General features: G+C 72.1%; 8 protein-coding genes, 1 tRNA gene and 1 pseudogene. 3 read left to right on the top strand and 7 right to left on the bottom strand.

Annotated features, from left to right (window positions below; genetic code table 11):
* Together AC2H6A_RS13680 and AC2H6A_RS13675 are read left to right on the top strand one after the other, a co-directional pair.
* On the top strand, positions 1 to 866 hold an 866-nt coding region (locus AC2H6A_RS13680; protein WP_484274152.1), incomplete at its 5' end, for an aminopeptidase N C-terminal domain-containing protein.
* Positions 867 to 925: 59 nt separating this feature from the next.
* Positions 926 to 1,927 (top strand): class 1 fructose-bisphosphatase, encoded by a 1,002-nt coding sequence (locus AC2H6A_RS13675; RefSeq protein ID WP_484274151.1) that lies wholly within the window; start codon positions 926 to 928, stop codon positions 1,925 to 1,927.
* On the opposite strand, the gene AC2H6A_RS13670 is transcribed toward AC2H6A_RS13675, so the two are convergent.
* The 4 genes from AC2H6A_RS13670 to AC2H6A_RS13655 all read right to left on the bottom strand — a co-directional run bounded on the left by AC2H6A_RS13670 (position 1,915) and on the right by AC2H6A_RS13655 (position 6,602).
* Positions 1,915 to 4,638 carry a bifunctional acetate--CoA ligase family protein/GNAT family N-acetyltransferase gene (locus AC2H6A_RS13670; RefSeq protein WP_484274150.1) on the bottom strand — a complete coding sequence of 908 codons (2,724 nt, stop codon included), beginning with the start codon at positions 4,636 to 4,638 and terminating at the stop codon, positions 1,915 to 1,917. The two genes, AC2H6A_RS13675 and AC2H6A_RS13670, sit on opposite strands and share 13 nt — an antisense overlap.
* Positions 4,639 to 4,640: 2 nt before the next feature.
* Entirely contained in the window at positions 4,641 to 5,567 is a 927-nt protein-coding gene (locus tag AC2H6A_RS13665; protein WP_484274149.1) for a histone deacetylase family protein, read from the bottom strand.
* A 32-nt stretch (positions 5,568 to 5,599) separates the two neighbouring features.
* Positions 5,600 to 5,673: transfer RNA gene (locus AC2H6A_RS13660), tRNA-Gly, on the bottom strand.
* 95 nt (positions 5,674 to 5,768) lie between these two features.
* Positions 5,769 to 6,602: an enoyl-CoA hydratase-related protein gene (locus AC2H6A_RS13655; RefSeq protein WP_484274148.1), complete on the bottom strand. Its 834-nt coding sequence runs from the start codon at positions 6,600 to 6,602 to the stop codon at positions 5,769 to 5,771.
* Positions 6,603 to 6,714: 112 nt separating this feature from the next.
* On the opposite strand from AC2H6A_RS13655, the gene trmB reads away from it, so the two are divergent.
* Positions 6,715 to 7,401, top strand: coding sequence for a tRNA (guanosine(46)-N7)-methyltransferase TrmB (gene trmB / locus AC2H6A_RS13650; protein WP_484274147.1), 687 nt, complete (start codon positions 6,715 to 6,717; stop codon positions 7,399 to 7,401).
* Positions 7,402 to 7,453: 52 nt separating this feature from the next.
* On the opposite strand, the gene AC2H6A_RS13645 is transcribed toward trmB, so the two are convergent.
* The 3 genes and pseudogenes from AC2H6A_RS13645 to AC2H6A_RS13635 all read right to left on the bottom strand — a co-directional run.
* Positions 7,454 to 8,296, bottom strand: coding sequence for an undecaprenyl-diphosphate phosphatase (locus AC2H6A_RS13645; RefSeq protein WP_484274146.1), 843 nt, complete (start codon positions 8,294 to 8,296; stop codon positions 7,454 to 7,456).
* Positions 8,297 to 8,418: 122 nt separating this feature from the next.
* Positions 8,419 to 9,633, bottom strand: a complete 1,215-nt coding sequence (locus AC2H6A_RS13640) for a glycosyltransferase (protein ID WP_484274145.1) — start codon at positions 9,631 to 9,633, stop codon at positions 8,419 to 8,421.
* Positions 9,634 to 9,647: 14 nt separating this feature from the next.
* Positions 9,648 to 11,706, bottom strand: a pseudogene (locus tag AC2H6A_RS13635) (hypothetical protein); the annotation flags it as partial.

Genomic DNA, 11,706 nt, shown 5'->3' with positions numbered 1-11,706 from the left:
CCCCCGACGGCCCGCTCACCGCGGTCTGGCAGGCAGCGCTCGACGACGCTGCCCTCAGCCCGGGTTTTCGCGAGCTCATGCTCTCGCTGCCCGGCGAGGGCATGGTGGCCGAGCAGCTCGCGGTGGTCGACCCGCAGGCCCTGCGCGTGGCGCGCATGGCCGTGGGTGCCCTGCTGGGCCGCGCCCTTGCAGCCCGCTGGCGCGACCTTTACGAGCGGCTCGCGCCCGAGGGCGCCTACCATCCCGGCGCCGCGCCCGCCGGCCGGCGCGCGCTGCGCAACCTGTCGCTCGGCTTCCTGACCCTGGCCGGCGAGCGCGATGCCGGCGAGCTTGTCCTGCGGCAGTTCGAGCAGGCCGACAACATGACCGCCCGCCAGGGTGCACTCGCCGCCATGCTGCTCGGGCATGCCCCGCAGGCCGAGCTCGCGCTGGCCCGGTTCGCCGACGAGCTCGGCGACGAGCCCCTGGCCATGGACAAGTGGTTCTCGATGCAGGCCACCCGCCATCGCAGCCCCTACGGCCGGCCGGTGCTCGATCAGGTGCGTGCGCTGATGGCGCACCCGGCCTTCTCGCTGGGCAATCCCAACAAGGTCCGCGCGCTGATCGGCGCGTTCTGCCAGGGCAACCTCGCCGAGTTCCACGCGCCCGACGGCTCGGGCTACCGCTTCTGGGAGGAGATCCTCGGCGAGCTCGACCCGCGCAACCCGCAGCTCGCCTCGCGGCTGGCACGCGCCATGGACCGCTGGCGCAAGTACACGCCCGATCGGCAGGCGCAGGCCCGCGCCAGCCTGGAGCGGGTGCTGGCGCGGCCCGGCCTGTCGCGCGATGTGCGCGAGGTGGTGGGCAAGGCGCTCGGCCAGGACTGAACCGGGCAGTCGTCCGCCTGCGCGATAATGCCCGCCCCAGCCCACCGGAGCCTCCCCTGATGAACCGCATCAGCCTCACCCAGTACCTGGTCGAAAAGCAGCGCGAGAAGGGCCTGATCCCGGCCGAGCTGCGGCTGCTGCTCGAGGTGGTGGCGCGCGCCTGCAAGCGGATCAGCTATGCGGTGGGCAAGGGCGCGCTGGCCGACGTGCTCGGCGAGGCGGGCTCCGAGAATGTGCAGGGCGAGTCGCAGAAGAAGCTCGATGTCATCGCCAACGAGACCCTGCTCGAAGCCAACCTGTGGGGCGGGCACCTCGCAGCCATGGCCTCCGAGGAGATGGACCATCCGCACTTCATCCCCAACGAGTACCCGATGGGCGGCTTCCTGCTGCTCTTCGACCCGCTCGACGGCTCCTCGAACATCGATGTCAATGTCTCGATCGGCACCATCTTCTCGGTGCTGAGACTGCCCGAGGGCGTGAACGATCCGCGCGAGGAACACTTCCTGCAACCCGGAGACCGGCAGATCGCCGCCGGCTATGCGGTCTACGGACCCTCCACCCTGCTGGTGCTCACGGTGGGCGATGGCGTGGCCTGCTTCACTCTCGAGCGCGAGACCGGCAGCTGGTGGCTCACCGCCGACCACATCCGCATCCCGGAGCGCACGAAGGAGTTCGCGATCAACGCCTCCAACGCTCGCCACTGGGAGCCGCCGGTGCGCCGCTACATCGACGAACTGCTCGCCGGCAGCACCGGCCCGCGCGGGCGCGACTTCAACATGCGCTGGGTGGCCTCGATGGTCGCCGATGTGCACCGGATCATGACCCGCGGCGGGGTCTTCATGTACCCGCGCGATGCCCGCGAGCCCGACAAGCCGGGCAAGCTGCGCCTGCTCTACGAGGCCAACCCGATGAGCTTCCTGGTGGAGCAGGCAGGTGGCGCGTCCACCAACGGCCATGAGCGCATCCTCGCGCTGCCGCCGGGCAAGCTGCACGAGCGGGTGGCGGTGTTCATGGGCTCACGCGAAGAGGTCGAGCGGGTCACCGGCTATCACCGGGCCTGAGTCTCGTCCAGCGCGAGCCAGACCTCGCGCATGGCCACGTCATCCGGGTCGGTGCGGGTCTGGAAGCCGAGGTGGCGCAGCAGGCCGAGCATGCGGGTGTTGGTGGCCAGCACATGGCCCTCGATGCGGCGCAGGCCCCGGGCGCGGGCCGCATCGATGATCGCCCGCATCAGCGCGCCTCCCACGCCGCAGCCCTGCCAGCGGTCGGCCACCGCCACCGCGAACTCGCAGCTCTCGGCATCGGGGTTGAGCAGGTAACGCACCACGCCCACCAGCTCGCCGCGCGGGGCCGGCGCGGGCGCCACCGCCACCAGTGCGAGCTCGCGGTCGTAGTCGATCTGGGTGTAGCGGACGAGCATGCGCGCCGGCAGCTCGGCGAGCGCCGAGATGAACCGGAAGTAGCGCGACTGCGCCGACAGGCCGCGGGTGAAGGCCTGCAGCAGGTCGGCGTCCTCGGGCTGGATCGCGCGCAGGGTCCAGGCTGCACCCTGGGGCGTGAGCCGCTCGCCGCCGAGATGCGCCGGATACGGCCGGATGGCCAGATGCCGGTGCGGCTCGGGCCGCGGCCCGGGCCGGTCATCGAGCAGCACCCGCGCATCCACCGCCACGACGCCCTGCGCATCGGCGATCACCGGATTGATGTCCATGCCGGCGATCCAGGGCAGTTCGCAGACCAGATCGGACACCGCCACCAGCAGGGCCTCGAGCGCGTCGCGGTCGATGGCCGGCGCACCACGGTACTCGCCCAGCGCTGCGGCCACGCGGGTGCGGCCGATCAGTCGGGAGGCGAGGTAGCGGTTGAGCGGTGGCAGCTCGAGCGCGACATCACGCACCACCTCGACGCCGGTGCCCCCCGCGCCGAAGGCGATCACCGGGCCGAAAAGCGGGTCGCGCAGCACCCCCACATACAGCTCGCGGGCGTGGCGGGACTCGCGCATCGGCTGCACCGTCACGCCGTCGATGCGGGCCTGCGGGCGAGCGGCCCGCACCGTGGCGAGCAGCTCGTGGTACTGCGCGCGCAGTTCGGCGGCGTTGCGCAGGTTGAGCACCACGCCGCCGGCATCGCTCTTGTGATCGATGTCGGGGGAATCGATCTTCAGCGCCACCGGAAATCCCAGCTGCGCGGCCTGGGCGATCGCCGCCTCGGCCGAATCGGCGCGCAGGGTGGCGGTCACCGGTACATGGAAGGCCTGCAGCAGGGCCTTGGACTCGACCTCGGCCAGCCCGGTGCGGCCGCTGTCGAGCGCCTCGCGCAGCAGCTGCCGGGCCCGGCGCAGATCGGGCGGGCGCTGACCCGGCACCGGTCGCGGAATCTGGTGCAGCAGGCGCTGGTTCCGATGAAAGCGGGTCAGGGTGGCCCAGGCATCGACCGCCGATTCCGGCACGGCGTACACCGGCACACCGGCTGCCTCGAGGGGCGCGCCCAGCCCGCGCATGCGCTGCTCGCCCATCCAGCAGGCAAAGAGCGGCTTGCGGGCCTCGAGCAGCGCCGGACGGGCCCGCAGCACCGCCTCGGTCAGCGCCGGCACATCGGCCCCATCGTAGGGCGCGACGAGCACCAGCAGGCCGTCCAGGCCGGGATCCTGCGCGAGGATGCGCAGCGCGGCCTCGAGCTGCGCCGGCTGCGGATCGATGCCCAGGTTGAGCGGATTGCCGCCCTCGCCGGCCGGCGAACCCGCCAGCGCCTGCGAGAGCCGCTCGCGGGTGGCCTCGGCCAGGGTCGGCAGCTCGAGATGCTGGAAGCGCGCCTGGTCGGCGGCGAGCACGGCCGGCCCGTTGCCGTTGGCGATGACACCCAGCCGCGCACCCACCGGCCCGGTCTGCGTGGCCAGCAGCCGCGCCGCGGTGAAGAGCTGGGTGAACAGGCCCACCTGGAGCGCGCCGGCACGGCGAAGCGCGGCGGCATAGACCGCGTCGGAGCCGCACAGCGCGCCGCTGTGGGTGCGCGTCAGCGCCGGCGAGGGGTCGCCACGCTGGCCCTTGAGCACGATCACCGGCTTGACCAGCGACAGGGCGCGCAGCGCGCTCATGAAGCGGCGCGCATCGCGCACCGCCTCGAGATAGACCACCACCGCGCGGGTGCGCTCATCGGCGCACAGGAAGTCGAGCACCTCGGCGAGATCGATCGCGACCTCGGCCCCGAGCGAGGCCACCAGCGAAAAGCCGGTGGCATGGCCGGCCACCCAGTCGAGCACAGCGCCATTGAGCGCGCCCGACTGCGAGACCAGGGCCACCGCGCCGGCGGGGGGCGTGGGCCCCATCCGGCCGGCGTTCAGGCCGATGGCCGGGCGGATGAAGCCCAGGGTGGCCGGGCCGAAGAGCAGCAGGCCGAGCGCCTGAGCCTGACGCTGCCAGTCGGCCAGGGTCTGCCGGGGCGCGGGGTCGGTGGTCTGCGGGCCGGTGAGCAGGCAGGCGTGACGCGCGCCCTGCTGCGCGGCCCGTTGAAGCGCTGCCGGCACCTCGGCCGGATCGACGACCAGCACCGCCAGCAGGGCGGTGCCGGGCGGCGAACTGGAGCTGAGGCCGGGATTCCGGCTCGGGTCGGCGTCGGAGCCCGCCAGCCGCAACAGGCGGGCCGGCAGGCGTGGCTGCGGCGCCTCACCGGTGAGCGCCCGCGCCATGGCCTGGGCCCAGTCGGCGGGCCGGGCACCCAGCACCACCACGAGATGGTCCGGCTCGAAGAGGGGATGCAGGCGGTGCCGCGCCAGCACGGCTAGAGCAGACCCAGCAGCGCCCGGACATGCTGCTCGGCGCTGCGCGCCAGCGCCGGCAGGTGATAACCGCCCTCGAGCAGCGAGACCACCCGTCCCCCGGCGCACTGCTCGGCAACCTCGACCAGCCGGGCGGTCACCCAGCCGTAGTCGGCGTCGCGCCAGCCGAGCTGGCTCATGTCATCGTCGCGATGGGCGTCGAAGCCCGCCGAGATGAACAGCATCTCGGGTTGGAACTCGCGCAGCGCCGGCAGCCAGACCGTCTGGACCGCTTCGCGCATGGCCTCGCCGCCGGAATACGGCGCGAGGCCGATGTTGTGCATGTTGGCGCCGCGCGGCTCGTCGCCGCTGAAGGGATACAGGCGACGCTGGAAGGTGGAGACCATCAGCACCCGCGGATCGTCGGCAAGGATGTCCTCGCTGCCGTTGCCGTGATGCACATCGAAGTCGGCCAGCGCCACCCGCTGCAGGCCGAGTTCGTCGAGGGCATGGCGGATGCCCACCACCGCGTTGTTGAAGAAGCAGAAACCCATCGCGCGACCGCGCTCGGCGTGATGGCCGGGCGGGCGCACATTGCAGAAGGCGCGCTGGTAGCCCTCGCGCAGCACCAGCTCGGTGGCGCGCACCGCAGCCCCCGCGGCGTGCAGCGCGGCCGTGAAGCTGTGCGGATTCAGCGCGGTGTCGGGGTCGATGGCGACCAGGCCCTGCGCCGGTGATGCCGCACGCAGCTCGGCCAGGTACAGCGCCTCGTGGGCACGCGTGATCTGGATGTCGGTAGCCGCCGGCGCCTCGAACCGGTCCATGAGATCGAGCAGGCCGCTGGCCAGAAGGCGATCGGACACCGCGGCGAGACGCTCGGGGCACTCCGGGTGGCCGGCCCCCATCTCGTGGCGCGTGAAGCTGGGATGGCTGAGGTAGGCGGCCTTCATGGGCGGCAGCGCAGTGGCCCGCGGCGGCGATGTGGAGCGGGTGAAGGGAATCGAACCCTCGTATGCAGCTTGGGAAGCTGCCGTTCTGCCATTGAACTACACCCGCGACCCGTCCATTTTACGCGAACGCTGGCGCGGCCGCCCAGCGCGGCCCTTGCGGCCGGGCAACGGGCGTCCGATGCCCGCCTCTTCGGCGCGCCTTCAGCGCCCGGTGAAGCGCGGCGCGCGCTTGTCCTTGTAGCTGGCCAGGCCCTCGCGGAAGTCCTCGGTGGCGGTGCAGCGATCCTGCTCGCGATTGGCGGCCGCAAAACCCTCGTCGTAGCTGACATCGGCCGCGGTCCAGAGCTGGGCCTTCATGGCCGCCAGTGCGCGCGGCGCGGCATTGGCGGCGATCGCCCGGGCATAGCCCGACACATGGGTTATGAGCTGGTCGTCATCGAGCACGGCGTTGACCAGGCCGATGCGTTCGGCTTCCACGCCATCGAAGCGGCGGGCGGTGTAGAGCAGGTCGGCCGCGCGGGCGATGCCGATCAGGCGCGGCAGCAGCCAGCCGATGCCCTTCTCGGCAGGCACGCCGAGCCGCGCGAAGGTGGCGTTGAACAGGGCCGAACGGGCTGCGAAGCGGATATCGCAGTGCAGGGCGAGAATGAAGCCCCAGCCGAAGGCCGGACCGTTGACCGCGGCGATGGTGGGCTTGCGCGAGCGGATCAGCGCGTGCCAGCCGGCGCTGAAGCCATCGGCGAGCGGCGGGCCGATGTCATCGCCCCACTGCGGCTCGGGCCGTGGCATGGCCTCGCCCACCCCGCCGGACTGGCCGGTGCCGATCACGCCCAGGTCCAGGCCGGCCGAAAAGCCGCGACCGGCGCCGGTGATCACGATCACCCGCGCGGCCGGATCGGCGGCGGCCTGACCGACCGCGTCGAAGAAGGCCTCGAGCATGACCGGGGTGAGCGCGTTGAGCTTGTCGGGCCGGTTGAAGGTGATCGTGGCCACGCCGTCATCGGTGCGGCTGAGGATCTGGGGGTCGGGGGTCATCGGCGCTTCCGGGAGGATGGGAGCCGGTATCCTAACCAACCCGCGCAGCCGCGCCCTTGCGCCGCCCAGGCCACGCGGACCACCCGCACCACCCGCGCCCTGCCCGCCGCCGATGACCGACAGCCCACGCCCCGACCACATCCGCAGCTTCGTCAACCGCCGCATCCATTTCACTGACGGCCAGCGCGCCGCGCAGGAACGCCTGCTGCCGCGCTACGGCATCGCGCATCAGGCCGCACTGCTCGACACCACCGCCGCCTTCGGCCGGCGGGCGCCGGTGGTGCTGGAGATCGGCTGCGGCATGGGCGAGACCACCGCGGCGATGGCGCTCGCGCGCCCCGACACCGACTTCATCGGCGTGGAGGTCTACCCGGCGGGTGTGGGCGCGCTGCTGCGACGGCTCGAGGAACAGGCGATCGGCAATGTGCGGGTGATCCGCCACGACGCGGTCGAGGTGCTGCGCGACATGATCGCCCCCGACAGCCTCACCGGCATCCATGTCTACTTCCCCGATCCCTGGCCCAAGGCCCGGCACCACAAGCGTCGCCTGATCCAGCCGCCGATGGTCGCCCTTGCCGCCAGCCGGCTGAGGCCAGGCGGCTATCTGCACTGCGCCACCGACTGGGCGCACTATGCCGAGCAGATGCTCTCGGTGCTGCAGGCCGAGCCGGCACTGCGCAACACCGCCGAGGGCTTCGCGCCACGGCCGGACTGGCGGCCGCTCACCAAGTTCGAGAAGCGCGGGCTGGCGCTCGGCCACGCGGTGTGCGACCTGATCTTCGAGCGCCGCGCAGACTGATCCGGGGCGCATCCGCTGCGGGCAGGCCGCGCGCGGGCGCGACGCCAGCGCTTCAGGCGGCCCAGGTCACCCAGCCGAAGTGGGCGGTGAGCAGCACCAGGCCGCCGAACACGATCCGGTACCAGGCAAAGCCGCGGAAGTCGTGGCTGGCCACGAAACGGATCAGCCAGTGCACGCAGGCCAGCGCCGACACGAAGGCCACCGACAGCCCCACCGCGAACATCGGCAGGTCATCGGCCGAGAGCAGTGCGCGGTACTTGACCAGGTCGTAGACCCCGGCCCCCACCAGGGTGGGAATGGCGAGAAAGAATGAAAACTCGGTGGCGGCGCGGCGCGACAGGCCGAACAGCATGCCGCCGATGATGGTGGCGCCCGAGCGGCTGGTGCCCGGCACCAGCGCGAAGGCCTGCGCCAGCCCGAGCTTGAGCGCGTCCAGCGCGCTCATGTCATCGACCTCCTGGATGCGCGGCCGCCGACGCGCCTGACCGCGCTCGACCCACAGGATGATCAGCCCGCCCACCACGAAGGCCAGCGCCACCGGCACCGGCTTGAACAGGTGCGCCTTGATGAACTTGCCGAAGAGCACGCCGAGCACCGCTGCCGGCAGGAAGGCGATGAGCACATTGAGCGCGAAGCGCTGGGCGCGACGATCGGCGCCCAGGCCCGCCAGCGTGGCGCCGATGCGCACGCGGTAGTACCAGACCACGGCCAGCATGGCGCCGGTCTGGATGGCCACATCGAAGAGCTTGGCCTTCTCGTCGGAAAAGCCGAGCAGGCTGCCTGCCAGGATGAGATGTCCGGTGCTGGAAATGGGCAGGAATTCGGTGAGACCCTCGACCAGCCCGAGCAGGGCGGCCTTGGCGAGCAGGGGCAGCCCGTGCAGGAAGTCGATCATCGGAGTCTCCGCGGCAGGCTGCGATGATAACCGAGCCCTCGGGCCGGGCCGCCGGGCGCGGCCAGGCGCGCAGTCGGCCACGGGGGCGGCGTTTCACGACGCCGCCTGGGCCATGGCTCGCGCTAGCGCCAGCGCTGGCCTGGTTCGCCTCGCGGCTCGTCGGGCGAGAAGGGCTGCGCCAGCCGGGCCTGCCAGTCGGTCCAGGCCTGCGAGACCCAGTCGCTGAAGCGGCGCGCGAAGGTGTCCGGGGTGTAGAGCGCCGCACGGTCGATGCAGGCTTGCGGGTCGATCGGCTGCTCCAGAGCCTCGAAGCGAACCACGGCGCCGATGATCGCCTCGGGGGTGGACTCGTGGAAGAACACGCCGGTGGGTCGTGCCGAATGCTCGCCGGCGACGGTCTCGGCGGTGCCGCCACGACCGAGCGCGATCACCGGCGTGCCCTGGGCCTGGGCCTCGAGCACCGAGATGCCGAAGTCTTCCGTGGCCGCGAACAGGAAGGCGCGCGCCCGGGCGAGATGCTCGCGCATCGGCGCATCGGGCACGAAGCCCGCGAAACGCACATTCGGCGGCGCCACCGCACGCCAGCGTGCCAGATCGGGTCCGCTGCCGATCACCAGCAGACGGCGCTGCGGCATGGCCCGGAAGGCCTCCACCATCAGGTCGATGCGCTTGTAGCCGATCAGCCGCGAGACCGTCACATACAGGTCGGGCTCGCGCGGCAGCGCCAGCGGGGGATGGATGCTCACGGGCGGCGGGATCACCACGGCCTCGCGCCGCCAGGCCTTGAGGATGCGCCGCGCGACGAAGGCCGAGCTGGTGGCAAAGGCATCAACGCCGGCCGCGCTGCGGTGGTCCCACAGCCGCAGCCGATGCAGCATGAGGCGCGCAGCCAGCCCGCGCAGCCCCCGCGACAGTCCCTCGGTCTGGAGGTAGACCGGCTGCAGGTCCCAGGCATAGCGCATCGGCGAATAGCAGTAGCACAGGTGCAGCGCGTCGGGGGGCACGATCACGCCCTTGGCGACCGCATGGCTGCTGGAGATGATCAGGTCGAAGCCCGACAGGTCGAACTGCTCGATCGCGAAGGGCATCAGCGGCACGGTGTACTTCAGGCTGCCGGGCAGGCCGGGCATGCGCTGCAGGAAGCTGGTGTGCACGCGGCGCCCGGCGACGAGATGGCGATCCGCCTCGGGCAGTCGCTCGAACAGCGTGAACAGTTCGGCTTGCGGCAGCAGCGCCAGGATGGCCTCGAGCACCCGCTCGGAGCCGGCGTACTCGAACAGGAAGTCGTGCACCACCGCCACCCGGATGCCGGGCGGCAAGATCACGGGCGCGGGCATGTCCGTCATCGGCATCAGCGGGCGGCAGGCCGGCCGAGCACATCGGCCATGCCCGGGGGCTGCCCCCGCCCGCTGCGATCCTGCAGCGGCTGGCAGTCGATCGTCGCCCCCGGCGCGGCCAGCGCGTCGGCCCGGCCGAACACGCGGTCCTGGTACCCGTAGCGACCGAGGGTGACCGTGCCGCGTGCCACCGTGAGGTGCGCCTCGACCTTGGGGTAGGTGCGCAGCCAGGCCTCGCCACCCAGCCATCGGGTAGGGCCGGTGGGCGGGCCCAGCGTTTCGCCGCAGGCCCGTTCGACGGCGATGAAGGCCGGGTCGAACCGCGTGCGCCGCGCGAGGGCGTCGGCCCGGGCGTCGGGGGCTTCGACCAGAGGGCAGCTCACCGCCTGATCCGAGAAGCGGCGAACCGGCCCCGAGGCCTGCCGGTCGATCAGCCAGGTGCCGGCCGCCTGCGGACGGACGCGATAGGCGGTGCAGGCCGGTTCGTCGATCCGGAGATCGAAGTCGGCGAGCTGGTCGTTCATGGCGTCGCGGGTGGTCGGCAGCAGGCCGGCCCGGCCGTCCACCGACTGATCGGCCGCGGCGATCAGGCGAAGCCGACCGCGCCAGGCGCTCAGCACCGGCATCGACGAGCGGGCCTGCAGCGGCGGCGAGCAGTACTCGCAGGGCGAGGACAGGTTGGCGAAGGCGCTGTCAGGGTGCATCAGCGGCGCGAGGTAGGTCCAGGAAAACTGCGACAGCGCGACATGCAGATGGGGCTGCTCGCGCAGCGATGATGGCATGTCGGCCGCAAGCGCCGCCTGCGACCAGGCCTCGGACTGACCGAGATCGCGGCGATCGGCGGCCACCAGGGCGTAGAAGGCATGCACGCCGAGCAGTCCGGCAAAGACCCATTGCCGGGCACGCCCCGCCGGCAGCAGGGCGAGCACCCCCTCCACCAGCAGCACCGAGCAGAGCAGCAGCAGGCCGACGGCATAGCGGCCATTGCCCGAGCTGTGCATCCAGGCGAGACACCACAGCACCGTGAACAGCCAGAGCGGCCAGCGGGCCGCGCTGGAGGGGCCGCCCCGATTGAGCGAGACGATCGCAGTCGCGCGGGGAAGATCCGACGCCGCGACGCACCTGTCGAGCGGCGGGAGGGCCGCTCGGCGCCGCCTCCCGTACCGCCATAGTCGGCGTGTGACCATCGCCGCCAGCAACACCGCCAGCAGGACGAGCCGGGGATCCGGAGCATGCCATTCCAGATAGGCGAGATTGCTCGGCTGACGGACGTCAGCCACCCGAAGGGGAAAGTTCAGCCATTCCGACAGCGATCCTGGCACGAAGCGCTCACCGCTCGGCCGGGTGGCCACCTTCAGCACATGGAGCCGATCGCCGATCGCGGCCAACACCCCGGGCATTCCCGCGAACCCGCCGTCCGCAGACGCCGCGGCGCCAGCCGATGGATCAGGGACTGTCGCAGCCACCGGAACCTCGTCTGTTGCCGCTCGCTGAAACAGGAAAGCCGCCATGGGGAACACCGGATTGCCGTAGGTGCGGTAAAGATGCTGCGCCCACGCGCCGCCACCGGCGACGGCGCCCACCAGCCCTCCCACGATGAAGAGCCCGATCACCGCCAGCCGACGCCACCGTCGCCCGGCCAGTCCGGCGCCCATCAGCAGCACCGGCGCAAGCGCCGCCGCCGGGGCATTGCTCAGCTTGAGCAGGGCCGCCAGCCCCAGCGCGAACCCGCCGGCGAGCGCCCAGCGGCCGGCGGCGGCACCGCCGGCGCCCGCGCGGATGCAGCACCACACGCCGGCCAGCAGCGGCACGGCCGTGGTGCCATCGGCATAGCTGGTGCCGGCCAGGGCAAGAAACACCGGGGTGAGCAGGGCGAAGGCACCCGCGAGCCAGGCGCCGGCGCCCGGCCCGACGCGATCGCGGGCGATCAGCCAGACGAACCAGACCGCCAGACCGTGCCAGGCCGCCAGGGCGGCCGCCGTGGCCATCTCGCCGACGCCGGCCCGCGTGAGCAGCCACGCCGGCACATAGGGCAGCGGCTTGAGGAAGCTCTGCCCGCCCATGGGCAGGAAG

The sequence above is a fragment of the Quisquiliibacterium sp. genome (genome assembly GCF_982640115.1).
This window is presented reverse-complemented; position numbering and strand designations above follow the sequence as displayed.

What these genes read in the sequence shown, in the direction of transcription:
- AC2H6A_RS13640 (WP_484274145.1), bottom strand. Translation starts at nt 9,633, where the DNA reads ATGCCCGCGCCCGTGATCTTGCCGCCCGGCATCCGGGTGGCGGTGGTG.
- AC2H6A_RS13655 (WP_484274148.1), bottom strand. Translation starts at nt 6,602, where the DNA reads ATGACCCCCGACCCCCAGATCCTCAGCCGCACCGATGACGGCGTGGCC.
- AC2H6A_RS13645 (WP_484274146.1), bottom strand. Translation starts at nt 8,296, where the DNA reads ATGATCGACTTCCTGCACGGGCTGCCCCTGCTCGCCAAGGCCGCCCTG.
- trmB (WP_484274147.1), top strand. Translation starts at nt 6,715, where the DNA reads ATGACCGACAGCCCACGCCCCGACCACATCCGCAGCTTCGTCAACCGC.
- AC2H6A_RS13675 (WP_484274151.1), top strand. Translation starts at nt 926, where the DNA reads ATGAACCGCATCAGCCTCACCCAGTACCTGGTCGAAAAGCAGCGCGAG.
- AC2H6A_RS13665 (WP_484274149.1), bottom strand. Translation starts at nt 5,567, where the DNA reads ATGAAGGCCGCCTACCTCAGCCATCCCAGCTTCACGCGCCACGAGATG.